Annotated in this window: 22 protein-coding genes; 8 read left to right on the plus strand and 14 right to left on the minus strand. The window is 62.9% G+C overall.

The genetic code is table 11. The annotated features are described in order from the left end of the window. Window positions 1-57 precede the first annotated feature (57 nt). Both HX805_RS21735 and HX805_RS21740 read right to left on the minus strand, forming a co-directional pair. Window positions 58-492: a GNAT family N-acetyltransferase gene (locus HX805_RS21735; protein ID WP_008436062.1), complete on the minus strand. Its 435-nt coding sequence runs from the start codon at window positions 490-492 to the stop codon at window positions 58-60. Between the two features lie 13 nt (window positions 493-505). After that, the gene (locus tag HX805_RS21740) at window positions 506-1,258 is read right to left on the minus strand and encodes a carbon-nitrogen hydrolase family protein (protein ID WP_177080878.1); all 753 of its coding nucleotides are present in this window, start codon (window positions 1,256-1,258) and stop codon (window positions 506-508) included. Window positions 1,259-1,876: 618 nt separating this feature from the next. Here HX805_RS21740 and HX805_RS21745 point away from each other — a divergent pair. After that, window positions 1,877-2,953 (plus strand): 3-deoxy-7-phosphoheptulonate synthase, encoded by a 1,077-nt coding sequence (locus HX805_RS21745; protein WP_102368695.1) that lies wholly within the window; start codon window positions 1,877-1,879, stop codon window positions 2,951-2,953. 125 nt (window positions 2,954-3,078) lie between these two features. Here the strand turns inward: HX805_RS21745 and HX805_RS21750 are convergent, their stop codons facing one another. The 11 genes from HX805_RS21750 to HX805_RS21800 all read right to left on the minus strand — a co-directional run bounded on the left by HX805_RS21750 (window position 3,079) and on the right by HX805_RS21800 (window position 16,290). Continuing rightward, window positions 3,079-3,777, minus strand: coding sequence for an NAD(P)H-dependent oxidoreductase (locus tag HX805_RS21750; RefSeq protein ID WP_177080867.1), 699 nt, complete (start codon window positions 3,775-3,777; stop codon window positions 3,079-3,081). A 9-nt stretch (window positions 3,778-3,786) separates the two neighbouring features. Then, window positions 3,787-5,406, minus strand: a complete 1,620-nt coding sequence (locus tag HX805_RS21755; protein ID WP_177080868.1) for an ABC transporter ATP-binding protein — start codon at window positions 5,404-5,406, stop codon at window positions 3,787-3,789. Between the two features lie 2 nt (window positions 5,407-5,408). Next, window positions 5,409-6,236 (minus strand): ABC transporter permease, encoded by an 828-nt coding sequence (locus HX805_RS21760; protein ID WP_003208948.1) that lies wholly within the window; start codon window positions 6,234-6,236, stop codon window positions 5,409-5,411. Window positions 6,237-6,239: 3 nt separating this feature from the next. After that, window positions 6,240-7,199 carry an ABC transporter permease gene (locus HX805_RS21765; RefSeq protein ID WP_003208950.1) on the minus strand — a complete coding sequence of 320 codons (960 nt, stop codon included), beginning with the start codon at window positions 7,197-7,199 and terminating at the stop codon, window positions 6,240-6,242. A 165-nt stretch (window positions 7,200-7,364) separates the two neighbouring features. Next, entirely contained in the window at window positions 7,365-8,951 is a 1,587-nt protein-coding gene (locus HX805_RS21770; protein WP_177080869.1) for an ABC transporter substrate-binding protein, read from the minus strand. Window positions 8,952-8,963: 12 nt separating this feature from the next. Then, window positions 8,964-10,574: a 5-guanidino-2-oxopentanoate decarboxylase gene (locus HX805_RS21775; RefSeq protein WP_008436054.1), complete on the minus strand. Its 1,611-nt coding sequence runs from the start codon at window positions 10,572-10,574 to the stop codon at window positions 8,964-8,966. Window positions 10,575-10,585: 11 nt separating this feature from the next. Continuing rightward, window positions 10,586-12,685 (minus strand): acetate--CoA ligase family protein, encoded by a 2,100-nt coding sequence (locus tag HX805_RS21780; protein WP_177080870.1) that lies wholly within the window; start codon window positions 12,683-12,685, stop codon window positions 10,586-10,588. A gap of 18 nt (window positions 12,686-12,703) precedes the next feature. After that, window positions 12,704-13,864 (minus strand): acyl-CoA dehydrogenase family protein, encoded by a 1,161-nt coding sequence (locus tag HX805_RS21785; RefSeq protein WP_008436052.1) that lies wholly within the window; start codon window positions 13,862-13,864, stop codon window positions 12,704-12,706. A gap of 41 nt (window positions 13,865-13,905) precedes the next feature. After that, window positions 13,906-14,697: an enoyl-CoA hydratase/isomerase family protein gene (locus HX805_RS21790; protein ID WP_023658721.1), complete on the minus strand. Its 792-nt coding sequence runs from the start codon at window positions 14,695-14,697 to the stop codon at window positions 13,906-13,908. Window positions 14,698-14,851: 154 nt separating this feature from the next. Next, complete coding sequence (locus HX805_RS21795) at window positions 14,852-15,490, minus strand: TetR family transcriptional regulator C-terminal domain-containing protein (protein WP_003208961.1); 639 nt, start codon at window positions 15,488-15,490, stop codon at window positions 14,852-14,854. A gap of 41 nt (window positions 15,491-15,531) precedes the next feature. Further along, window positions 15,532-16,290: a class II aldolase/adducin family protein gene (locus tag HX805_RS21800; RefSeq protein ID WP_177022036.1), complete on the minus strand. Its 759-nt coding sequence runs from the start codon at window positions 16,288-16,290 to the stop codon at window positions 15,532-15,534. Window positions 16,291-16,421: 131 nt separating this feature from the next. Between HX805_RS21800 and HX805_RS21805 the strand changes: the two genes are divergently transcribed. From HX805_RS21805 to HX805_RS21835, 7 genes are all read left to right on the plus strand, one after another. Then, complete coding sequence (locus HX805_RS21805) at window positions 16,422-18,377, plus strand: FAD-dependent oxidoreductase (protein ID WP_102605441.1); 1,956 nt, start codon at window positions 16,422-16,424, stop codon at window positions 18,375-18,377. Continuing rightward, window positions 18,353-18,943, plus strand: coding sequence for a helix-turn-helix domain-containing protein (locus HX805_RS21810; RefSeq protein WP_173406084.1), 591 nt, complete (start codon window positions 18,353-18,355; stop codon window positions 18,941-18,943). Before HX805_RS21805 ends, HX805_RS21810 begins: the two co-directional genes overlap by 25 nt. A 121-nt stretch (window positions 18,944-19,064) precedes the next feature. After that, complete coding sequence (locus HX805_RS21815; protein WP_177080871.1) at window positions 19,065-19,271, plus strand: hypothetical protein; 207 nt, start codon at window positions 19,065-19,067, stop codon at window positions 19,269-19,271. Next, the gene (locus tag HX805_RS21820; RefSeq protein ID WP_177080872.1) at window positions 19,259-20,065 is read left to right on the plus strand and encodes a hypothetical protein; all 807 of its coding nucleotides are present in this window, start codon (window positions 19,259-19,261) and stop codon (window positions 20,063-20,065) included. Before HX805_RS21815 ends, HX805_RS21820 begins: the two co-directional genes overlap by 13 nt. A gap of 161 nt (window positions 20,066-20,226) precedes the next feature. Then, window positions 20,227-21,615 (plus strand): amidase, encoded by a 1,389-nt coding sequence (locus tag HX805_RS21825; RefSeq protein ID WP_177080873.1) that lies wholly within the window; start codon window positions 20,227-20,229, stop codon window positions 21,613-21,615. A 95-nt stretch (window positions 21,616-21,710) separates the two neighbouring features. Next, window positions 21,711-23,063 carry a citrate-proton symporter gene (locus tag HX805_RS21830; protein ID WP_008436037.1) on the plus strand — a complete coding sequence of 451 codons (1,353 nt, stop codon included), beginning with the start codon at window positions 21,711-21,713 and terminating at the stop codon, window positions 23,061-23,063. Between the two features lie 101 nt (window positions 23,064-23,164). After that, on the plus strand, window positions 23,165-24,511 hold the full coding sequence (locus tag HX805_RS21835; protein WP_008436036.1) for an OprD family outer membrane porin: 1,347 nt from the start codon (window positions 23,165-23,167) through the stop codon (window positions 24,509-24,511). 9 nt (window positions 24,512-24,520) lie between these two features. On the opposite strand, the gene HX805_RS21840 is transcribed toward HX805_RS21835, so the two are convergent. Then, window positions 24,521-25,423 carry a LysR family transcriptional regulator gene (locus HX805_RS21840; RefSeq protein WP_177080874.1) on the minus strand — a complete coding sequence of 301 codons (903 nt, stop codon included), beginning with the start codon at window positions 25,421-25,423 and terminating at the stop codon, window positions 24,521-24,523. Window positions 25,424-25,747 lie beyond the last annotated feature (324 nt).

Below are 25,747 nucleotides of genomic sequence, written 5' to 3' on the forward strand. Positions count from 1 at the left end.
ATGCGCTTATTAAAACCAAGTGCCTGTTTTCCTCGAACTGGCAGTACTCGCACCCGATCACGGCCGGCAATTGCGCTCCATGCGCCAGAAGCAATCCTCCGCTCCAACGATTTCCAGGCCCTTGCGCTGATAGAGCCTTCGCGCCGGGTTGGTCTTGAAAACGGTCAACCGTAAAAGACCCAGCCCTTGCGCGCGCGCCTTGTACACCATCTGCTCGATAACCCAGCCGCCAGCCCCTTGATGACGAAACGCCTCAAGGATGTGCAATTCGCGGATATACAGTGCCTTGGGGTCACGACTGATGCTGATGAAACCCAGCACCTCGTTATCGCGACAGATCAGCCAGTTTTCTCGTCCGGCCCAGGCGGTATCGAAACCGGCATCGGACCACGACAAGTCGTATTGGCGATAATAATTACCCATGGCCTGGTGGGTCAGGGTCCGGGCGAAGGCCAGGTGTTGGCTGGTCGCGGCCTGCAGTTGAAACGCCATGTGCCTGAACTCCCTAGATTGCCACCTGTTCTCCCTGCCACTGGCCGCCGGTGTCGCGTCGTGCAATCACCAGCGTATCGCCTACACCCGGGCTAGCCGCGATCAAACCACCGTCGGCGCCCCAGATTGCGCTGCGCCCGGCGCAGGCCCAGCCACCGGATGGGCCACCGTGGTTGGCCATCAGCACCAGCATCCGGTGCTCGGCGGCATAGCCCTGTAGCAAGGCGGTGTCCGGCGCGTAGCCGCCTTCGCTGATCAGCACACCCGCAGCGTAGATGTTCGCCCCGTCCTCGGCAGCCTGTCGAGGGTGGCTGGCGTGGGAAAAATCCGCGCATACCGCCAGGGCGATCCGGTCGTCCCCCCATTCAAGGGCCGCCCCGCCCTGCCCCGCAGCAAACGCCACGTCTTCACCGGGATGCAGATGCTGCTTGGTATAGACCGCCACCGAGCCATCCGGCCCCAGCACCAGCGCACCGATCAACACCTCACTGGCGCCCCCCAGGCGAATCGGCATGCCCACCACCGCGGTGATGCGCAACTCACGGGCCATCTCCCGCAGCGGCGCCAGCGCTTCATCGCCGGGCGCGATCGCCAGCCCGGCGGCCAGTGGCGGTTCATAGCCGGTCAGGGACAGTTCCGGAAACACCAGCAACTGCACGCCGTGCTCCGCCGCCACGCGCATGAAAGCCAAGTGACGCGCGATATTTCCGGGTACGTCGCCCGCAATGGAAATGGATTGGGCAGCAGCAATCGTCAAGGCCGTCATGGTCGCATCCAGGCAATCATCGTGAAGTCCGTGCAGCATATCGACACTTGGGTCATAGCCGTAAGTACCCAACCTCAATAGAAATTACTGATTGAATCCACCCGCTCGCCTCAGTTAAGCTCCCCCCATCATTTGGAGACACACCATGTTGCAACTCACCCACACCCAGGTTTGCCCTGCTGCCAGCGCCCAGCGCTCGGTCGTGGCTGCCCGCGTGAGCGGTTTGAGCGCACTGGTCAGCTTTTATTTTGGGTATTGGTTTAGCCACTGGCGCGCCTGATACCTGAAATCGGCGCCCACTACTCAAGGGGTCGCCTACCAGAGAAATCTAACCCCCGGTCGGCTCCCCGACCGGGGGTTTTGTTTTTTCAGCCCTTATTATTTTTGCCACACACCGAACACTTAAAGGACTCACGCCATGAACTACGCCACCTATTACCGCTACGACACCTCCACCGCCTGGCGATTTAGCAAGCTCCGTTCGGGACAGCCTGCCGCCTCCGATCGGTCACCTATTGGTGGCAAGCCAACACACGTAGCCAATACGGCCAATTGTCGAACACCCCAGTAGGGCAGAGCGTGCGGGAACAGCCCGCCGCTTGCCCAGGAAGCCCGAATATGAACGCCTCGATCGCCGCTCTGCCTGTTTCCACCCTGTCCTGCGCCAATGAAGCGCTGACCCAGCGTTTGCCCAGTGCCCTTGAGCTCAAGCACCAACTGCCCCTGAGCCCATTCCTCAACGAACAGATCCACGCCCATCGCCAAGCCGTGCGCGCCATCCTCAAGGGTGAAGACTCACGCCTGCTGGTGATTGTCGGCCCGTGCTCGATCCACGACCCGGAATCGGCCATGGAATACGCGCGCAACCTGAAAAAACTGGCCCATGAAGTCAGTGACCAGATGCTGCTGGTGATCCGCGCCTACGTCGAAAAACCCCGCACCACCATCGGTTGGAAAGGCCTGGCCTACGACCCACGCCTGGATGGCAGCGACGACATGGCCGCCGGCCTGACCCTGTCCCGGGAACTGATGCGGGAAATGCTGCGCCTGGGCCTGCCGGTCGCCACCGAGCTGCTGCAACCGATGGCTGCCGGCTACTTCGATGACCTGCTGAGCTGGGTCGCCATTGGCGCGCGCACCACCGAATCGCAGATTCATCGCGAAATGGCCAGCGGCCTCGGCATGCCCGTCGGCTTCAAGAACGGCACCGACGGCGGCGTGGCCATCGCCTGTGACGCCATGCGCTCCGCCGCTCACCCGCACCGTCACTTCGGTGTCGACAGCCAGGGCCATCCGGCGATCATCCAGACCCCGGGCAACCCCGACACTCACCTCGTGTTGCGCGGCGGCCATCGTGGGCCGAACTACGATCGCCAGAGCGTGGCCCAGGTTCACGCCGACCTTGCCAAGAGCAAAGTCGCGCCGCGGATCATGGTCGACTGCAGCCACGCCAACAGCGGCAAAGACCCGCTGCGCCAACCGGCGGTGTTCAACGACGTGCTGGAACAGCGCCTGCAGGGCGACACCTCGCTGATCGGCATGATGATCGAAAGCCACCTGTTTGAAGGCTGCCAACCATTGAGCCCGTCGATGAAATACGGCGTGTCGATCACCGATGGCTGCCTGGGCTGGGACGGCACGGAACAGCTGCTGCGCAGCGCTGCCGAGCGGTTGCGGGCACACAATCGCGCCTGACAAATGAAGACCAAATGTGGGAGCGGGCTTGCTCGCGAATGCGGTGGTCCAGCCAGCACATGCATCAACTGGCACACCGCTTTCGCGAGCACGCCCGCTCCCACACTGGATCTTCATTCACTTGACTAAAGTGGGTACAGCGCCTCATCAAACTGCTCGAGCTTCGGAAACACCAACGGCTGGTCATCCGCCAGCCCTTCCAGCCGCTGCTGGTAATTGCGCAGAAAATCCTGCCGGGCCTCGGCGCTGATATACGGCACATGCCACGCCACAAACGGCTCCAGCACCTCAAACCCGACATACGCCAGCGTGCCACGCAGGATCGGCCGCAGCATGTCCTCCAACGGCCCGTGAATCGCACCCTCGCCAAACATATGCTCGCGCCCGCCGAGGGTCACCGTGACCAGCGCTTTCTTGCCGGCGAGCCCGCCCTGATCATAGAACCGCTTGCCGCCGTAGCACACGCCCGACACCAGCACCCGGTCAATCCAGCCCTTGAGCATCGCGGGCGCCGAGAACCAGAAGATCGGGAAATTGAGGATCAGCAGATCGGCCCACAGCAGCTTGTCCAACTCCTGCCGGATATCCGCCGCGATGGATTGGCTTTTCACCCCCAGGCGCTGCTCCAGGGCATACACCAGGTAGTCGGGGTTCTCCCGCGAGGTGAAGTCCGACGCGCTGGCTACGGGATTCCAGTTCATCGCGTACAAATCACTGACCTGCACCTCATGCCCCTGCGCTTGCAGGGTTGCCGTGGCCTGGTCACGCAAGGCCGCGGTAAACGACTGCGGCTCGGGATGGGCGTGGACAATCAACACCTTCATAAAAACTCCTCAAGAAGTAAGCGCGGCCCGTTCGGCCAGCAAATGGTCGAGCCAGTCGGGGTCCATTTCCGGCTCCGATGAAAACAGCAAGCCGGTGTAGTCCTGATACGGCGGGGTGAAGATCGCGCTGCGGCTGCCCTGGTCCACCACCCTGCCCCGCTGCATCACCACCACTTCGTCGGCGATGGCGCGCACCGTGGCCACGTCATGGGTGATAAACAGGTAGGCCACGCCCAACTGCTGCTGAATGCGGTTGAGCAGTTTCAGCACGCCCTCGGCCACTAACTGATCCAGGGCCGAGGTCACTTCGTCGCAGATGATCAATTGTGGGTCGGCCGCCAGGGCGCGAGCGATGCAGATACGTTGCTTCTGGCCGCCGGACAGCTCACGGGGCTGACGCTCCATGAAGGTGGCCGGGTCCAGCTCGATCATCTCCAGCAACTCGGCGACTCGGGCGCGCATGGCCTTGCCCTTGAGACCGAGGTAGAAGGTCAGCGGCCGGCCGATGATGTCGACGATGCGCTGGCGCGGGTTCAGCGCGGTATCGGGGATCTGGTAGATCATCTGGATCCGTCGCAACTGCTCCTTGCTGCGCCGACGAAAGTCCGCCGGCAACGCTTCACCGTCATACAGCACCTGCCCCGCCGTAGCCGGCAGCAACCCGGTAATCAAGCGTGCGGTGGAGCTTTTGCCACTGCCGGATTCGCCGATCACCGCCAACGTCTGGCCGCGATACAGGCTCATCGACACGTCATGCAGCACCGGCTGATGCCCGTAGCTGGCGCATACCTGGCGCACTTCCAGCAACGGCACCTGCTGCTGTGGGCAAGCCTTGGGCTCGGTGCGAAAGCTGCGCACCGCCCACAGGGATTTGGTGTAGTCCTGCTGCGGGGCGCTGAGCATGGCGCGGGTCTCGGCCTCCTCCACCAGCTTGCCGTGGCGCAGCACCATGATGCGGTCGGCCATCTGCGCGACCACCGCCAGGTCATGGCTGATATACAGCGCGGCACTGCCGAAGGTTTTCACCGCATCGCGAATCGCCGCCAGCACTTCGATCTGGGTGGTGACGTCGAGGGCGGTGGTGGGTTCGTCGAAGATGATCAGGTCCGGGTGACAGGCCATCGCCATGGCGGTCATTACCCGTTGCAGTTGCCCGCCGGAGACCTGGTGCGGATAACGCTGGCCGATGGTTTCCGGATTGGGCAGGCGCAGCACGCGGTACAACTCCACCGCCTCGCGTTCAGCCTGGGCGCGGCTGATGCCACCGTTGATCACGGCGGTTTCCACATGCTGGTCAATCAGCCGGTGGGCCGGGTTGAACGACGCGGCAGCGCTTTGCGCTACGTAGGCAATCCGCAGTCCTCGAAGCTTGCGCAAGGCTTCGGGTTTGGCCTGCAACAGTTGAATGCCGTCAAAGCACACCGAGCCACCGGTGATGCGACAACCATCGCGGGCAAAACCCATGGCCGCCAGGCCCAACGTTGATTTACCCGCGCCGGACTCGCCAATCAACCCCAGCACCTCACCCCGCTGCAACGTCAGGTCGATGCCCTTGATCAGCGGATGCCAGGCATCCTCGTAATGCCCTTCGATCTGCAGGTTGCGGATTTCCAGCAGTGGCTTGTCCATCCTCAACACTCCTTCAGGCCGCTGGATTTATGCAGCATCCAGTCGACGACAAAATTCACGCTGACGGTGATCAACGCCACCGCCAGGGCCGGCAGCAACGGGCTGATGTCGCCGAAGGTAATCAGCACCGCATTGTCGCGGACCATGCTGCCCCAATCGGCGGTGGGCGGTTGAATGCCCAGGCCAAGGAACGACAGCGCGCTGATAAACAAAAACACGAAGCAAAAGCGCAGGCCGAACTCGGCAATCAGCGGCGCGGCGGCGTTGGGCAGCACTTCCCGGGTGACCAGCCACCAGAGCCCTTCCCCACGCAAGCGCGCGGCTTCGACAAAATCCTGCACCACCACGGTCATCGCCACGGCCCGGGACAGCCGAAACACCCGGGTCGAATCCAGCAGTGCAATCACCAGCACCAGCGAGGTGGCATTGGTGCCCACCACGCTGAGGATCAGCAAGGCGAAGATCAGTTGCGGGATCGCCATCAGGATATCCACCACCCGCGACAATCCCTGGTCGACCCAGCCGCCCTTGATCGCGGCTATCAAGCCGCTCAAACCGCCCAGCAAAAACGCCAGCACCGTGGTCAAAAAAGCGATGCCCAGGGTGTTGCGCGCCCCATACACCAGGCGGCTGAACATGTCCCGCCCGAGGTTATCGGTGCCCAGCAGGAATTGGCCGCTCCAGGGCGCAAACCCGTCACCCACCACCTGGGTTTCCCCGTAAGGTGCGAGCACCGGCGCAAACAACGCCACCAGCACGTACAGCACGATGACCAGCAGGCCGAACTTCGCGCTCAATGGCGCCCGGGCCAGTTGTGTGAGAAGGCTCATGGTCTACCCCTTGGGATGCATCAGGCGTGGGTTGGTGGCGATGGACAGCACATCGGCGCCGGTATTGAGCAGGATGTAGGTGGCGGCAAAGATCAGGCTGCACGCCTGCACCACCGGGATATCGCGCTTGGACACCGAGTCCACCAGCAACTGGCCGAGGCCCGGGTAGACAAACACTACTTCCACCACCACTACGCCCACCACCAGGTACGCGAGGTTGAGCGCGATCACGTTGACGATGGGCGCCAGGGCATTGGGCAACGCGTGGCGCCAGATAATCCGCGACTGGCTGATGCCCTTGAGCCGGGCCATTTCGATATACGGGCTGGCCAGCAGGTTGATCAGCGAGGCGCGGGTCATGCGCATCATCTGCGCGATCACCACCAGGCTCAGGGTGGCCACCGGCAACACCGAACGTTCGAGAATGGTGGCGAATGAGGCATCCGGCGCCAGGTTGGATAGGCTGGGAAACCAGCCCAGCTTGACCGAAAACACCAGGATCAGCAGGTAGGCGACGAAGAACTCCGGGAACGACACCGCACTCAGGGCCGAGGTGTTGAGCAGGCGGTCGAACCAGCTGTTGCGGTACAGCGCGGCGAGCATCCCCAGCACCAGCGCCAGGGGCACCGAGACCAACGCCGCCAGTGCCGCCAGGCGCAAGGTGTTGCCCAGGCGTGCGCCGATCAGTTCGGCGATGGGCCGCTGGTTGGCCAGGGAAGCGCCGAGGTCGCCGTGCAGGAGGCGCAGCAGCCATTGCACGAACCGGCTCAGGGGCGGCAGGTCCAGGCCCAGTTGGGCGCGAAAGGCGGCGACGGTTTCCGGCGTGGCGGACTGGCCGAGCATGGCCTGGGCGATATCACCGGGGAGCATGCCGACCGCCAGGAAGATGATCACCGAGACGGCGAACAACGACAGCAGGCCAAGGGCGAGACGTTGGAGTACCAGTTTGAATAGGCTATTCATGTTCGGTTCTCATGAGTTGGGCATGTTCTCGAAGGCGACACAGGACCAATGTGGGAGCGGGCTTGCTCGCGAAAGCGGTGTGTCAGCCAATACAGATAGAGACTGATCCACCGCATTCGCGAGCAAGCCCGCTCCCACATTTGATTGGTGGCGTTTCTGAAATCTTCACGCCTGCCACCACCGCTCGATCAGCCGCAACCCATCCAGTTCCCCATACGGCGCCGTCAGCGGTCCATGGCTGACGCGGTTCGAGCGGGCCGCCACGGAGCTGGCGAACAACGGCACAATCGCACCGCCGTCGTCCCGGCACAGGCTCTGCATTTCGTTGTACATCTCCTGGCGCAGCGGCGCGTTCATCTCGCCCCGCGCTGCGTTGAGCAACTGGTTGAAGCGGTCGTTATTCCAATGGGTTTCGTTCCACGCCGCGCCCTTGGCGTAGCCGATGCTGAACATGCGGTCGGCAGTCAGGCTGCTGTACCAGAACGAGGTGGTGAACGGCTGCTTCATCCAGATGTTGGAGAAATAGCCATCCGCCGGCTCGCGCACCACGTCGATATCAATCCCGGCCTGGCGCGCCTGCTCCTTGAACAGCACCGAAGCATCCACCGCGCCGGTGTAGGCGGCATCGGAAGCTTGCAGGCGCACCTTCAGCGCCTCCACACCGGCCTTGCGCAGGTAGAATCGCGACTTGTCCGGGTCGTAGGTGCGCTGCTCCAGATCGGCGTTGATGAAACGGCTGCCGGGCTGGATCGGATGGTCGTTGCCCACCAGGCCATAGCCATGCAGCACCGAGGCCAGCAGGGTTTCGCGGTTGATCGCATGCTTCATCGCCATGCGGATGTCGTTGTTCTTGAACTCGTTGCTGTCGCACAACATCGGGAAGGTGTAGTGCTGGGCGCCCTTGGTTTCTTCGATGACCAGCGTGGGATTGCGCTTGAGCAAGGCCACAGTTTTCAGGTCGACCTTGTTGATCACGTCGACTTGCCCGGTGACCAGCGCATTGACCCGCGCTGCGCCGTCGGCAATCGCCAACAGCTCGGCGCTGGCGAAGTGTGCCCTGCCCGGCTTCCAGTAATCAGGGTTGCGCTCCAGGTCCATGCGTACGCCCGGCTCGAAGCTTTTCAGGCGATAACCGCTGGTGCCGATCCCGGCCTGCCAGTCGGCGGCGCCGTCCTTGGCGGGCATGATCACCAGGTGGTAATCGGCGACTACATAAGCGAAATCGGCATTGCCCGAGTGCAATTCGAACACCACTGCATCGCTGCCCTTGGCGCTGACACTGGCCACATCGCCGATCACCGTCTTGGCCGCCGAGGTGGAGTTGGCTGCCAGGTGATGGTTGATCGAGGCCACCACGTCGTCAGCGGTCAGGCTTTTGCCGTTATGGAAGGTCACGCCCTGGCGCAGCTTGAAGGTCCAGGTGCGCGCGTCGGGCGTCGACTCGAAGCTTTCGGCCAATTCGGGGATGGCGCTGCCGTCCACCGCGATTTCCGTGAGAGTGTTGTACACCGCCGAAAAGCCGACGAAGGTGAAGGTGTCGACCCAGGATCCCGGGTCGCGGGAGTCGGTGGTGCTGCCGCCGGCCAGGCCCATGCGCAGCACGCCGCCCGGCTTGGGCGTGGCCTCCTCGGCAAAGGCCTGCAGCGGCAGGCCCATGGAAAACGCGGCGGCCACGGCACCGGCTACGGCGCTGTGCTTGAGGAAGTCCCGCCGGTGCATCGTTTGAGTCATTTTGTTGTTGTTTTCGCTCATGGTGTTGCTCCTCTAAAGGTTCACACAGGCATGCTTCAACTCGATCAAGGTCACGCCGTTGCGCTTGAAACCGTTACGCAAATCCGTCTGCAGCTCATCCAGGTTCTGTGGCTCGCTGACCGTGCAGCCGAACGCCCGCGCCAGGGCGGCGAAGTCCGGGTTGCGCGGCAGTACGCCGATGGGTTCGATGTCCAGGTTCAGCATGTCGTCGCGAATCTGCCCCAGGGCGTCGTTGTTCCAGAGCAACACCACCAGCGGGCTGTCCAGTTCTTCCACGGCCGTGGCCAGTTCCTGGGCGGTGTAGAGAAAGCCGCCGTCGCCCACCAGCACCAGGCCGGGCCGTTGCGGTGCGCCGAACTTGGCGCCGATACCGGCCGGCAGGCCATAGCCCAGGGTGCCGTAGCCGGTGGGATGCAGCCAACTGCGGGTGGCGTTGCTGGGAAAGGCGTAGTTGCCGGTGTAAGCCAGTTGGGTCATGTCGCTGCTGATGAAGGCATTGGCGGGCAACTCGGCGGCCACGCGGTCGAGAATCGCCTGGTGAATGCGTTGCAACGGACCATGGCCGCTGCTGACTGCCTGGCGTAACGTCGCGACCGCAGCGGTGGCGGCATCCGCGTTGCGCGGCGTGGCTGGCAAGCGTTCCAGCAAAGCCAGCGTCGTTTGCTGGGCATCACCGTGCAACGCGACGGCGCAAGGATAGAAATCGTTGAACTTGCGCGGGTCGATATCCACCCGCAGCAGCTCGCCATTAATCGGCAGGCGTTCACGCCAGAAGTCGGTATCGGCCATTTCGGTGCCGATGGCCAACACCACATCCGCCTCGGCGATGAGCTGCCAGCCGGGCTCGACACACAGGGTCGAACCGGCATTCAGCGGATGCTCCACCGGCAACAATCCCTTGCCGGCGACACTGCTGAAAAACGGCGCCGCCAACTGCGTACTCAAGCGCTGCAAGGCATCGGCCGCCAACAGTGCACCACCACCGGCAATGATCATCGGGCGCTTGGCCGCGGCCAGTTTTGCCACTGCCTGATCAAGGCTTTCAGCCGATGGCAAACCGCGTCCGGGACGGCGCACCACCTCATTGCTCCAGTCCCGTTTGATCGGCGCCGACAGTACATCCAGCGGCACCGAAATATGCACCGGGCGCGGTCGCTCACTGTCGAACACCGCGTAGGCCCGCGCGATCAACTCCGGCAAATCCTCGGCGCTCAACGCCACCGCTGAAAACGCAGTGATGGGCGCGGTCATCGCCCGCTGGTCCTGGGTTTCATGCAAGCAGCCCCAGCCTTTGCCGAGGCTGGCGGTGTGGTTGACGCTGGAAATCACCAGCAGCGGAATCGAGTCGGCATACGCCTGGCCGATCGCCGTCGCGGCGTTGGTCACCCCCGGCCCGGTGATGATGAAACACACCCCCGGCTTGCCGCTGACCCGCGCATAACCGTCGGCCATAAAGCCGGCGCCCTGCTCGTGGCGGGTCAGCACATGCCGAATACCGCTGCCCGGCAAGCCTCGATACAGCTCCAGCGTGTGCACGCCGGGAATCCCGAACACCGTGTCGACACCATAGTTGGCCAGCAATCGCACCAGGGCCTGGCCGCCCGTCAAGGTTTTGCTTTGCATCGTCATCTCCTTCACGCCTGGGCGAGACGGATCAATGCATCGACCGCCGTGGCGCCCCGGGCATTGACCAGCAATGGGTTTACATCGAGTTCCAGCAATTGCCCGGCGTTGGCGCAGGCGTAGTCGGCCACCGCACGAATCGCCGCCACCAGAGCTTCCATGTCGGCCACTTCGCGTCCGCGAAAGCCTTGCAGCAATGCGGCGCTGCGCAGGCCGAGCAAGGCGTTGCGGATTGCGTCGTCGGTGGTGGGCAGCAGCAGGCTGCGGCTGTCCTTGAGCAACTCCACAAGGATTCCACCAGCGCCGATCACCAGCGCAAGGCCGAAGTCGTTTTCGCGCTTGATGCCCACAATCAGCTCGGCCAGCGGCGGCGTAGCCATGGACTCCAGCAGCAGCTGATCGAACGGCACATCCGGCGCATAAGCGGCGATTTGCTCGCGCATATGAGCCAGGGCAGCAGTCAAGGCGAAGCCGTCCTGCAGGTTGAGCGCCACGGCGCCAGCTTCGGTTTTATGCGGCAAGTCGGCACTGACGGCCTTGAGTACCAGCGGGTAACCCAGCACTTTGGCATCGGCTATGGCCCGCTCGGGAGTGCTCAAGACACCGGCTGGCGTGGTCAGGCCGAAAGCCCGTAAAGCCTGCTTGGAATCCCACTCATCAAGCGACTGTCCGTGTTGCTCAAGCGCTTGCGGGCACAGCGGCACCAGTATCGACTCACCCCGCGCCAACAACGCCCGGCGATTGTTTTGATAGTCAGCAATCCGGCCCCAGGCCGCCAGCGCATCTTCCACGCCTTGCAACGCGGCAACGCCCTGGGCATGCAGACGCTCGCGAGCGTGGGCCGGGAGCAATTCAGGAAATGCAGAGGTGACAAAGCCAGTCTTGCCGTGGCGAGTCAGCGCACTGCAAAACAGCTCCAGCAGCAGGTCGCACTCCTTGCGCTCACCGGTAAATTCCGCTGGGTAGTCGAGCACCAGCATTGCCGCATCCGCTTCGGTGCGCAGTGCCGTGTCGAGCATCGTATTAAGCGCGTCGCTGTTGCCCCAGATGGCCGTGGTGAAATCCAGCGGGTTGACCAGGTTGGCGTAGCTGGGCAGCACCTGCGCCAACTCTTCACGCTGGCCTTCGTCGAGCTTCGGCAGGCTCAAATCGTTGCGCTCGGCGTAGTCGGCAATCAACCCGGCATCACCACCGGAACAGGCCAGGGCGATCAGGCTGTTGCCCGCCGGCAGATTACCGCAGGCCGCCGCTTTCAGGGTCTCGACAAAACTCACCGGCCCGCTGACCCGGATCACACCCAGGCGCGCGAACAGACTGTCGTACAGCGCATCGGAACCCGACAACGAACTGGTATGACTCAAAGCCAACTCGGCGCCGATCTGTGACACCCCGGTTTTCAGGGCGATGATCGGAATGCCTTTCTCCAGGGCCTTGTGGGCCGCACGGGCGAACCCCGGCACATTCTTCAAGCCTTCCAGGTGCAAGCCAATCGCTGTAACGCACGGCTCGTCGAGCAGCACGTCCATCAACTCGGCAACCCCCAACTGCGCCTGGTTGCCCACCGACGCCATATAGGCCACCGGCAGCGAACGGTCGCTCATGGACAGGTTGTAGGCAAAGTTGCCGCTCTGGGTCAGCACCGCAACGCCCTTCTCGACCGGCTTGCCGCCATGGGCCACCGGCCACAACGCCGAGCTGTGCAGGTAATCCAGCAGGCCATAGCAATTGGGGCCCAGCAGTGCCATCTCGCCAGCGGCCTTGAGCAGTTGTTGCTGCAAGGCTTGGCCCTCGGCGCCGGTTTCGGCAAACCCGGAGGCGTAGCAGATGGCGCCACCGGTGCCGATGGCCGCCAGTTCGGCAACGCAGGTCAGGGTCAGCTCGCGGTTGGTGGCAATAAACACCGCGTCCGGACCGCACGGCAAATCGGCCACGCGACGCACGCAGGGAACGCCATCGAGGCTGTCATGTTGCGGGTTGACCAGCCACATCTGGCCGGCAAAACCACCGTCGGCGCAGCGCTTGAGGGCACGGGCCATGCTGCGCCCACCGACAAACGCCAGGTGACGGGGCGCCAGCAGGCGCTTGAGATTGTCGCGAATAGCCTGGGACATAAGCGTTCTCCGACCCGATCAACGCAACAGTGGCCGCAACAGTTCGCGGGCAATAATGTGGCGCTGGATTTCCGAAGTGCCTTCCCAGATCCGCTCGATCCGCGCGTTGCGCCAGATGCGCTCCACCGGGCCTTCGTCCATCAAACCCATGCCGCCATAGATTTGCACTGCTTCATCGGCAACCTTGCCCAGTACTTCGCTGGCAAACAACTTGGCCATGCCGGCCTCGCCGTCGGTCATGGTGCCCTGGTCCATTTTCCAGGCGGTGTTCAGGGTCAGCAGTTCGGCCGCACGGATTTGCGTGGCCATGTCGGCGAGCTTGAACGAGATGCCTTGGTAGGTGCCGATGGGCTGGCCGAACTGCTTGCGGTCGGCCGCCCATTGCAGGGAAACGTCCAGCGCACGCTGGGCCTGGCCGACGCAGTTGGCAGCCACCATCACCCGGCCTGCGGTCAGCCAGGCATTGGCGACTTCCCAACCTTTGCCGACTTCGCCGAGGACTTTGGAGGCTGGTACGCGGCAGTCGTCGAAGAACATTTCATAAGTGTGGTAGCCGCGGTTGCTGACGCACTTGGGGCCCCGGCGAATGGTCATGCCCGGCGTGCCACGGTCCACCAGGAACGAGGTCACGGCATTGCGTTGGCGACCGTTGTGTTCGTAGGTGTCGGTAACGGCAAACACGATGGCGAAATCCGCGTGGCCGGCGTGGCTGATGAAGTGCTTGCTGCCATTGAGCACAAAGTCATCACCGCTGCGCACGGCGCGGGTCTTGATCGCATTGGCGTCGGAACCGGCACCCGGTTCGGTCAGGGCAAAGCAGTCGATCTTCTTGCCCTGCACGCACGGCAACAGGTACTCGCCAATCTGCGCGCCGGTGCAGGCCATGAGGATTTTCGACGGCCGGGCGACAAACACATGCAGCGCCCAGGAGACTTTCGACAACTCGCGCTCAATCAACGCCTGTGACAGGTAATCCAGGCCGCCACCGCCGACGTCTTCCGGCATGTTGAAGGCATAGAAACCGGCAGCGATGGCCTTGTCACGAATCTGCGCGGCAAGCTCCGGCGAAACTTCATCGGCGCGGTCCACCGCCTCCTCGTGGGGCAACAACTCCTTGGCAACAAAACTGCGTACCGCGTCCACCAACATGTCTTGTTCTTGGCTGGGCTGGAAATTCATGGCGCTACCTGTCGATCGTTCGAGGGTGTTTTGAAGGGGAATCAGTTGCCGGAGAAGTTCGGTGGGCGCTTTTCCATCGAGGCGCGCAGGGCTTCAGCACCGTCGGCGCTGCGTCCACACAGCAGGCCGGCGGCGAGTTCCGCCTGGAGCTGCTCGGGCAGGCTGCGCCCGGCGCCTTCGCGGATGAGGGTTTTGGTCTGGGCAAACGCAAAGGTCGGGCCGTTGGCCAGGCGCGTGGCCAGCTCGGCGACGTGGGTATGCAGTTGCTCGTCGGCAACGACTTCGCCCACCAGCCCGGCGGCCAGGGCGCGGTCGGCGCTCCACAATTCATCGAGGAACAGCAGGCGCTTGGCTTGCTCGCTGCCGATCAGGCGCGGCAGATGCCAGCTGGCGCCGGCGTCCGGCGAGTAGGCCATGCTGGTGTAGCCGGCCTTGAAGCGTGCCGATTGCGCGGCGACGCGCAGGTCGCAGCACAGGGTGAGGTCCATGCCGGCACCGACCGCCGTGCCGTTGATGGCGGCGAGGGTAGGTTTGTCGAGGGTGTGCAGGCGGGTCATCAGGGCGTGGGCGGTTTCGGTCCAGCCGTAGGTTTCGAGGGCGCCACGGGCTTCGGCATCGGCCCATTCGGCAAGGTCGGCACCGGCGCAGAAGCTGCGACCGCTGCCGGTCAGTACCACCACGCGCACAGCCGGGTCGCGGTTGAAACCGTCCAGCAAGGCATGCAGGTGCTTGAGGGTCGGGATGTCCAGGGCATTGCGCTGGGGGCCGCGATTGAGGGTGATCCAGGCAACGCCTGCCTGCACCTGAGTGAGCACGGACGGATCTGTAGTCATGGAATCCTCGAATTATTTTAATTGGCTTGAGGGGTGCGACATGGGGCGATACTAAACGAGTGTTCAGTAAGGAGGCAATCGGGTAACTGCAAATATTTTTCGAGGGGAAAATGCCGGCCCGGACATTGCGTCCAGGCGGCGCGGAATCGTCAGTTCAGGGTTTGATCTGGAAGCGCTTGCGCCCGCCCGACTGCAAGCCATCGACCCAGGCTTCGCAGATCTGGATGCCCTGCTCCGGGGTGAAGGTGCCGGGATTGAGCCCCGATTCCAGCCACAAGCCGTCGAGCAAGGCGCTCAAGGCGATGGCCGCCAAATCGGCATCGAACTGCTTCCAGCCCTCCTCCCCGGCCATGTCCACCAAGGCCGAACGCATGATGGTGCGGTACTCGCCATAGGAGTGTTCGTGGGCCTGGTTGATCGCCGGGGCCGTCTTGACCGCCCCCCAGAACACCAGCCAGGCATCCAGCAGTTGCGGGTCGAGCAATTCGGGGGAGAACGAGCCGCGAAAGAACGCCGACAGCCGCTCCCGCGGGCTGGGCGGCGCCTTGGCCATCGCATCCCGCAGCAAGTCCATGACCTGCCGGGTGATTGACCGATAGGCCTCGGCCACTAGCTCATCCTTGCCCGAGTAGTGATGACTGATCAGCCCCACCGACACCCCGGCCTCGGCGCTGATCTTGCGGATCGACGCGCCCTGGAAGCCGTCGCGCTTGAGGCAGGCCAACGTCGCCTGCACCAGATTGGCCTTGCGCAACTCCGGTTCCATGCGGGAGAAACGGGATTCCTGGGTCATGAGGCGGTGTCCTTGGGTTGAGTCGGCTGGACGACTCTACCTCACTCCCGGAACCCCGGCGACACCCGATCCAGTAACCGCAGCAATGCCGCCCATGCCAGTTGCATGGCGTCCGGGTCTGCCAGTTCGCCCTCTTCCAGTGGCCGGCCTGGCTCATTGAACTGCCGCTCGGTGTATTCACACACGTGCGCAGGCGGCAGGATCAGCTTGCCGCACGCCTGGGCGGCGATCTGGATATCGCAGGCCTTCTCCAGGTAATACATGCGCAGGAACGCCTGGCTGACCGTCTCCCCTACCGTCAACAAACCATGGTTGCGCAGCATCAACACCGGCTTGTCGCCGAGGTCGCGCACCAGTCGCTGTTGCTCGTCCATGTCCAGCGCCACGCCTTCGTAGTCGTGGTAGGCGACCTTGCCGTAGAACTCCATGGAAATCTGGTTCACCGGCAACAGCCCGCATTCCAGGGCCGCCACCGCACAGCCGGCGCGGGTGTGGGTGTGCAGCACGCACTGCGCATCTTCGCGGGCGCCGTGAATCGCGCTGTGAATCACAAACCCCGCCGGGTTGACGCCATGGGCCGAAGCCTCGACCGCACGTCCGTCCAGGCCGATCTTCACCAGGCTGGAGGCGGTGATCTCCTCGAACATCAGCCCATAGGGGTTGATCAAAAAGTGATGCTCGGGCCCCGGGATACGCACCGAGATATGGGTGAAAATCAAATCGCTCATGCGAAAGTGCGCGATCAGCCGGTAGCAGGCGGCAAGCTCTTCGCGCAGCTGTCGTTCGGTGGCCCCAGGCATTTTTATTCTCCAGGCGGGTGGGTGATGTGGTTGACGCTAATCCAGTCGCCAGTAAAAAAACAAGTTGATTTTTTACTGAGGCTGACCTCCTATAGAAAAATAATAACAACAGCGCCTGGAGTATCCGCACCATGTCGCCCCATGCCTTTCCGCATCTTTTTGAACCGTTGGTACTGCGTGGCAAACGCCTGAAAAATCGCATCATGTCCAGCGGGCACGACACCTCGATGCCCACCGACAACCAGGTCAACGAGCAGTTGATCGCCTACCACCGGGCACGCGCCGAAGGCGGCGTGGGGTTGATTGTGTTGCAGGTGGCCGGGGTGCACGACAGCGCCCGCTACACCTCCCATGTGCTGATGGCCACCGATGACAGCTGCATCGACGGCTATCGCCGACTGGCCGAAACCTGCCACGCCCACGGCACCGTGGTGCTGTCGCAGATTTTCCATCCAGGGCGGGAAATCATGGAGTCGGCCGACGGTTTGCTGGCGGTGGCTTACTCGGCTTCCGGGGTGCCCAACGAACGCTTCCGGGTGATGCCGCGCGCCCTTGACCAGACAATGATCGACGAGATCGTCGCCGGCTACGGCGCTGCGGCAAGGCGCCTGTATCAGGCCGGGATTGACGGTGTGGAAGTGGTCGCCAGCCATGGTTACCTGCCTGCGCAATTTCTCAACCCGCGGGTGAATCGCCGCACCGACGGCTACAACGGCGAGCTGGAACAACGCCTGCGTTTCCTGCGGGAAATCATCGCCACGGTGCGTGCCGAAACCGACGAGCACTTCATCATCGGGCTGCGCATTTCTGCCGATGAACGCGACCCCGAAGGCCTGACCGAAGAGGATTCCCTGGCCGCCGTGCAACAGCTGCAATCACACCTGGATTATGTGCACATCGTTGCCGGCACCTCGGCCTCCCTCGGCGGCGCGATCCATATCGTGCCGCCCATGGCCATTGCCCCGGCGTACCTGGCGACAGAAGCGGCGACGTTCAAGACGCACCTGTCGATTCCGCTGTTCGTCACCGGGCGCATCAACCAGCCCCAGGAGGCCGAATTGATGCTGCAACGCGGCCAGGCCGATGTGTGCGGCATGACCCGCGCACTGATCTGCGACCCGCGCATGCCGGCCAAGACCTCAAGCGGCCATGCCGAGGATGTACGGGCGTGCATCGCCTGCAATCAGGCGTGCATCGGCCACTTCCACAAAGGCCTGCCGATCTCCTGCATCCAGCATCCCGAGACCGGCCGCGAATTGCAGTTTGGCCAACTGCAACCGGCACTGCGACGCCAGCGGATCATGGTCGCCGGTGGCGGCCCGGCAGGGATGAAAGCGGCAGCGGTGGCGGCGCAGCGCGGACATGAGGTGACCTTGTATGAAGCCAGTGCCCAATTGGGCGGCCAAGTGCTTCTGGCGCAGTTACTGCCCCGGCGCAGCGAGTTCGGCGGGGCCAGTACCAACCTGCAGCGCGAGATGGAACTGGCCGGGGTCCGCGTGGTGCGCAACACCCGCGTCGACCGCGCATTGGTGGAACGCGAACAACCTGACCGGGTGATCATCGCCACCGGCGCCGAGCCCTACTGGCCGGCCTTCGAACGCGGCGGCGAGCTACAGGTGGTGGATGCCTGGCAAGTGCTGCGCGATGAGGTGCAACTGGGCCGTTCGGTGGTCGTCGTGGACTGGCGTTGCGACTGGATCGGCCCGGGCATTGCCGAGCGCCTCACCCGTGCCGGCCATCAGGTGCAACTGGCGGTGAACGGTACCCATTGCGGGGAAAACCTGCCGTTGTACGTGCGTGACCAACTGGCCGGCGAACTGCATCGGCTGGGCATTCCGATCATCCCATACGCCCGTTTGTACGGCTGCGACGACACTACCGTCTACCTGCAACACACCGCCAGCGGCGAGCCGATGCTGCTGGAAAATATCGACACCCTGGTGTTGTGCCAGGGCCACCAGCCGGTGGACACTCTGGGCGCAGAACTGGAAGGCCTGGTGGCGTTCACGCGGATCGGCGATTGCCTGGCGCCGCGTACCGCCGAAGAGGCGATTTATGAAGGATTGAAAGTAGCGTGGGACATTTGAACGACCAACCGCCACAGCTGTTTCTCGGCACCCGCATCCGCGGCTTGCGCAAGGCCCGGGGCATGACGCTTACCGAATTGGCGCAGATGAGCGAATTGACGGCCGGTTATATCAGCCAACTGGAACGCAACCTCGCCTACCCGTCGATCCCGGCCTTGTTCAACATCGCCCGCAGCCTGGGGGTGACGATCCAGTGGTTTTTTGCCAGTGAGACCACGCCGGCAGCGGAGGATGAAGGTTTTGTGGTGCGCAGGAACAATCGCCAGAGCATTCACTATGAGGACGGGATCGTCGACCAGTTGCTGACGCCCCTGCCCAATCATCAATTGGAGATGCTGCACTCGCGCTTTCCACCGGGCACCTATAGCCAGCAGAGCTATAGCCATGAGGGTGAAGAGGCGGGTTATGTGTTGAGCGGAACGTTTGAGTTATGGGTGGGCGAGCGGCATTTTCAGCTGGCTGAAGGCGACAGTTTCAGCTTCCCCAGCAGTGAGCCCCATCGGTATGGCAACCCCGGAAAGGTGGATGCGGTGGTGATCTGGGTGATTACGCCGCCGACGTTTTAGACCGTTGGAGTGAATGGAGACGTTTCCTACGGGAACTGGCGACGCTGGCACGCCGGCCATCAATGGCGGGGGTCAAGGCCGCTTGCTATAAAAACGACTACATCTTTTCGAGGTCGTCGCCATGTTTGGATTGTATTCGTTGTTTGCCGGTAAGCCGACTCAGGATGACTTGGATACGGTGGAAGCCATCAAGTCAAAAAGAACCATGAGGATTGAGGGAGAATGGGGTATTTCAGTCTCCGCCGGAGAAGTCATGGAATCCGAGGCCTACAAGGAAGCAATTCGCCAAGTCCGCAAAATGGAGGCCAATGATTCATGGGCCTGCTGATCATTTTCCCGTTACTGGTCAGCGGTTATCTGGTGTGTATCAAGCATCCCTATTACTACTGCCGGCTGCATCGTTTTGAAGGGCAGTTACTCTATCTACAGGTTGCGCGACTGGGGCTGGTTTGCCTGGTCGTCGCTAGCCTGGCAAGTGCCTTGACTCTGGCATTTGCAGGTCGTGAGGTTGCAACAGACTACGGCAGCTATCTTGGCGCCCTGTTGGTAGAGCTCGATATTGCCAACAAAAAGAATGCCGCACTTTGGATTTTTTGGCTGCAGACCGGTTTGACCACCCTGGTCATTCCTTCTCTCTGGGCGAGACTGTATGTCAACGCGAAGAAAAAACAGCTGAAGTTGAAATCCGATGAACAACTCAACTGCCGGCTCGCCTTGAACATCCTTGAAGGCACGCCTTTCAAATACCTGCTCAAAGAATCCATCCAGAAGTACACGCCTTGCATGTTCAGCTTGAACGATCGAAAGGTGTATGTCGGCATTGTCGTATTCGTGGGCATGCCCACCGAGTCAGAAGGAATGGACCACACCTTCACTCTTCTGCCCCTGCTCAGCGGCTACCGTGACAAGGACACACTGGAAGTCAACCTGGGCACGCGTTATTCAGACAACAGCCACCCTGCCCCCATCATGCTCATCCAGGAAAACGTAGTCTCCGTCACTCGCTTCGACTTCACCACCTGGAACACTTCACACGCTCGAACGAACCACCCACCTCGACAGGAGCCGTTCTTCAATCACCGCTCCATCCGTACGACAAAAGCCTCAAGCGCCTGCGCCTGAGGTTTTGAAATAATCCAGGGGCTGCGCCTCGGGGTTCAGTGCACACAAAAACGCAACACTGAACTGCACCGATTGTGATGGCCGCGTCACACCGGGGTTTATATAGTCGTTCCTACTGCAACCCGCCATGAGCCAGCCGGCCCATCACAAGGAAGCGTTCGATGACTGACCTGCATACCCTTACGGCCGCCGAACTGTTGGCGCAATTTGCCAGCCGGCAACTCGCGCCCATCGACTACTACGACCAGCTCCTGGCCCACATCGACCGCTGGGAGCCGCAGATCAACGCGCTCTATGCCTTCGACCCGCAACAGGTGCGTCAGCAGGCCCAGGCCTCCACCGAGCGCTGGAACAAGGGCCAACCCAACGGCGCCCTTGATGGCGTACCGGTGACTCTCAAGGAATTGATCGCCACCGAAGGCGTGCCCATTCCCCTCGGCAGCGCGGCTACCCGCCTGACCCCCGCCCTCAGGGACGCACCGCCCGCAGCCCGCATGCGTGAAGCGGGCGCGATAATCCTGGCCAAGACCACCAACCCGGACTTCGGCATGCTGTCTTCCGGCCTGTCGAGCTTCCACGGCATCACCCGCAACCCGTGGAACACCGCCAACAACACCGGCGGTTCCAGCTCCGGTGCCGCCGCAGCGGCCGCCGCCGGTTACGGCCCGCTGCACGTGGGCACCGACATCGGTGGCTCGGTGCGCCTGCCCGCCGCCTGGTGCGGCCTGGTGGGATTCAAGCCGACCCTGGGCCGCATCCCCATCGACCCGTACTACACCGGCCGCGCCGCCGGGCCCATGACCCGCACCGTCGACGACTGCGTGCTGTTGATGCAACACCTGGCCCGCCCCGATGCCCGCGATGCCACCAGCCTTCCGCCGCTCACCACCCAGTGGAGTAACCAGCCGCTGTCGGTCAGGGGCCTGCGCGTCGGCCTGATGCTTGAACCCGGCGCAGGCATGCAGCCTGAAGGCTTCGTCTGTGAAGCCGTGGAGCAAGCCGCGCGGCTGTTCGAAGCCCACGGCGCCAAGGTCATGCTGATCCCGCCAATCATGGACCGCGCACAACTCGATGGCCTCGACCATTTCTGGCGCGCCCGCCAGTGGGGCGATTTGTCGGCCCTGAGCAGCGAGCAGTTCGACAAGGTCTTGCCGTACATCCGCGACTGGGCCGCGCCGGGCGCCGAGATCAGCGGCGTACAAGCCGTAAAGGGTTTCAACCAGACCTTTGAAATGCGCCGCCGCGCCGCGCAGGTGTTCACCGAACTCGACCTGGTGCTGTCCCCCACCAACCAGGTCAATGCCTTCCCGGCCGAGTGGCCATCACCGAGCAACAACCCGCAACTGCCGTTCGAACACATCGTGTTCACGGTGCCGTGGAACATGGGCGAGCAACCGGCGTTGTCGATCAACTGCGGTTTCGCCGCCGATGGCATGCCCATCGGCCTGCAGATGATCGCCCCGCGTTTTGCCGATCAATGGCTGCTGCAAATCGCTAAAACCTACGAGAGCTGGCGTGGCGCAATCCACCACTGGCCGAATCCTTCCTGACTTTTGACGCTGTAAGAACTGCCCACCCACACGCCAGCTCCGGGCCCTCTTGGCCTGGAGCTCGGACGACCTATAACTAAAATCGAGGGGCTGGTATGCACACTGAGCAATTGACACGATCCGATCCTGATCACGCACCCGAAACACCGTCCCCGGACGCCGGCAAAAAGAGCATCTTCGCCGTGGTCCTGGGCAACGCCGTGGAGTTTTTCGACTTTGGTGTGTACGCAACCTTTGCGGTGATGATCGGCCACACGTTCTTCCCGTCCGACAGCGCCTTCGTCAGCCTGATGCTGTCGGTCACCGCGTTCGGTATCGGCTTTATCGTCCGGCCCCTGGGCGCAGTACTGATCGGCGCCTACGCCGACCGCGTCGGGCGCAAACCGGCGATGCTGTTGACCCTGGTAATGATGGCCGTGGGCACCGGCAGCATCGCGATATTGCCCGGTTACGAGACCATCGGTATCGCGGCACCGATCCTGCTGGTGCTCACCCGCATGATCCAGGGCCTGGCCTGGGGCGGTGAAGCCGGCCCCGCCACCACCTACATCCTCGAAGCGGCGCCACCCCACAAACGCGGGACCTACGCCTGCTGGCAAGTAGTCGCCCAGGGCGTCGCAGCCATGGTGGCCGGGCTGGTAGGGTTCACCCTGACCAAGGTCATGTCCCCGGAAGACCTCAACAGCTGGGGCTGGCGCGTGCCGTTCGTGTTCGGCCTGCTGGTGTTGCCGATCGGCATCTACATCCGCCGCAACCTCGCCGAAACCTTCCACGGCCACGGCGAGCAAACCAGCACCGGCGACCTGGTACGGGAAGTCTGCGGCAAGCACCGGCGCGCACTGGTGCTGGGGTTGCTGATCCTTTCCGGCAGCACCATCACCCAGTACTTCCTCAACTACATGACCACCTTCGCCCTCACCGAACTGAAGCTTCCCACCAGCATTTCGATGCTCTCGACCCTGGTGGCCGGCGCCGCGATGGCCGTGTGCGCGGTGGCTGGCGGCATGCTCTGCGACCGCTTCGGGCGCCGTACGATCCTGATGACACCGCGGGTGGTGTTGCTGTTGATTTTGTTCCCGGCCCTGCAACTGATGACCGAGCACCCAAGCCCGGCGACCTTCCTGCTGACCCTGGCGGTACTCTCGGGCCTGCACGGCATGAGTGGCGCGGCGCTGATCGTGTTGCTGGTGGAAAGCTTCCCGAAATCCGTGCGCTCCACCGGTTTCTCCATCGTCTACGCCTTCGGTGTGGCGGCGTTTGGCGGCACCGCGCAGATCATCATCACCTGGCTGATCGGCACCACCGGCGACCCGATGTCGCCGGTCTGGTACCTGCTGATCGCCAACCTGGTGTGCCTCACCGCCGCCTGGTTCGCCAAGGAAACCCGTCCGCCGCTGCCCGGCAGCCCGGCCCGCGAAACCCGGCTCACAGAAGCTTCGGTTCGCTGAATACCTTTTCCCACTGTCCCGCGTCTTTTCGCCACCGACCGGCAGCACCTGAAGGCCTGCCGGGACGGTCGCCTTACGTCTGATTTGTATGGGGATTTACCATGTATCCACGTCTTTTGCTGGCCGTCACCCTGGCGTCCAGCACCCAGGCTTTCGCCCAGGAAAACGCCCAGGCCAGCGCACCGGGCTTCCTCGAAGGCAGCACCCTGGACCTGAACCTGCGTCACTACTATTCCAACCAGCACACCAAACGCACCACCCACTTGAGCATCAAGAAAGCCGGCGGCGTCGAGCCCACGCGTGTACGGGAAACCTGGGTGCAGACCAGCATGCTCAAGTACAGCTCCGGCTACACCCAGGGCCTGATTGGCGTGGGCGTGGATGCGGGGATCTTCAGCGCGGTCAACCTGGAGCGCGGCCACGGCAAGGTGGCCAATGGCGGCGACCGGGTGCTGGTGGACGGCGACGGCGATGCGATTCCCACCTGGAGCCGCCTGGGGGTGGGCGACGTGCGTTTTCGCCTGTCGAGCACCGAGATCAAGGCGGGTCGGCTGATGACCGACAATCCGATCCTGCGTTACAAGGACAACCGCGCCCTGCCCTCCAGCTTCCAGGGCGTGGGCTTGTTCAGCAACGAATTCGACTGGCTGTCGGTGCAGGGCGGCAGCTTCGAGCGGGCGATTCCACGCACCGGCACCGGCGCCGAAAAGCTCACCACCACCTTCGGCAACCGCGCCTACAGCGGCGCACGCATCAGCTACCTGGGAGCCACGGTAAAACCGGGTTACGGGCTGGAAGCCAGCGTCTACGCGTCGCGTTTCGAAGACATGTGGGACCAGACCTACGTCGGCCTGACCCACCGCATCGGTGACAAAAGCGACATCGCCTTGAAGACCGCCTTCAACTACTACCACACCAGCGACTCGGGCGACAAAAACCTCGGCTACATCGACAATAACGCCGCCAGCCTGGCCTTCACCGCCACGCACCTGGCCCACAGCCTGACCCTGGCCTGGCAGCAGGTATTCGGCAACGAATACTTCGACTACGTGTGGGAGTCCACCGGCAACTACATGGCCAACTCGCTGTACTCGGACTACAACGGCCCCAACGAAAAGTCCTGGCAGTTGCGCTACGACCTAGACTTCGCCGCCTACGGTGTGCCCGGCCTCACCGCCAGCCTGTGGCACGCCAAGGGTTGGGACATCGACGGCACCCATTACGATGGCGACCGCAACGGCCACAACACCGGCTACAACGTGCGCAGCCTGGATGGCGCCAAGCACAACGAAAACGGCTTGATGCTGGCCTATGTGATTCAGTCCGGAACACTCAAGAACACCGTACTGCGCACCATCGTCTACAACCATCGCGCCAGCGGCGGGCAGATTGACGGCAGCTACGATGAGTTCCGCCTCGTCGCCAATGTGCCGATCAACATCTTCTGAGGCTCAGGCTCAGTTCAGCGAACAACGCTGCATCGCCCCCGCCAGCATTTCCTGGCACTTGAGCACCGCCACCGAGCGGGGGCGGTTGCGGTACACGCAGAGGTCGATGCGGATGCGGCCGAGGTCTTCATCGGCGATCGGCACGGCGACCAGGCCGTCGCCCAGGTCCCGCACGTCTGCCTCGACCTGGGGCAAAATCAGCACCGCTGCCCGTTGCCGGGCCAGGCTCTTCTGCACTTCCAGGGAGCTGGTGGTGAACACCGGTTCGAGGGTGACGCCGCGTTTTTTTGCCGCCACTTCCAGGGCCTGGCGCACGCCGTAGGCCGAGTCGGGAATCGCCAGGGGCTGGCCTTGCAGTTCGTTCAATTCGATGCTGTCGCGCTGGGCGAAGGGGTGTTCGGCGCTGACCAGCACCCGGTGCCATAACTGGCAGTGGGCGGTGACTTCGACGTCGGCGCGCTCTTGCAGGTAGAACGCCAGGCCCAGGTCCGCCTCGCCGCTGCACAGGGCGTCGAGGGTGGCCGAGGCGCTGGCGATCACGATGTTGAAGGTGACCTTGGGGTGGGCGCGGTAGAAGGTGGCGAGCACCGGGGCGAGCACGGTGGAAACGATACTTTCTGACACATGGATGCTGATGTTACCGGCCACCTGGCTTTGGCGGCTGGCGATGACTTCGCGTACCTGGTCGAGGCCGCGCAGGGTTGAGGTGACTTGTTCGGCCAGGCACTCGCCCTCGGCGGTGAGGCGGATGCCGCGGGGGCCGCGCTCAATCAGGGCGGCGCCGAAGAAGTGTTCCAGGTGTTCGATCTGGCGGCTGACGGCGGTGGGGGTGACGTAAAGACGTTCGGCGGCCTTACGCAGGGAGGCGCAGCGGGCGACCTCGTGGAAATATCGCAAGGCGCGTAGTTGCATGGGGGGTGCTCCTTTTTTGGGGGGTTGGATTGGGGGGGACGCAATTACTGCGCCATGCGGGTGTACATATCCGTTTCTTCGGTCACGGCGTCCTGCCGGTTTACCCGCTCTGCACTACCCGCGTTCGCTCAGATCAAGATCAAAAGCAGATCTGCTTTTCTGTGGGAGCTGGCTTGCCTGCGATGCAGACAACTCGGTGCATCAGGTACACCCAGTTGATGCCATCGCAGGCAAGCCAGCTCCTACAGTGGACCGTGCCCGCTTTAGCTTTTGATTTTGCTCTTAAACACTCAAGCCGGCCGGTAGGCCGCTGTGCTCTTGCTT

The organism is Pseudomonas sp. G5001, from assembly GCF_013385475.1.
In the GTDB taxonomy this organism is placed as follows: domain Bacteria; phylum Pseudomonadota; class Gammaproteobacteria; order Pseudomonadales; family Pseudomonadaceae; genus Aquipseudomonas.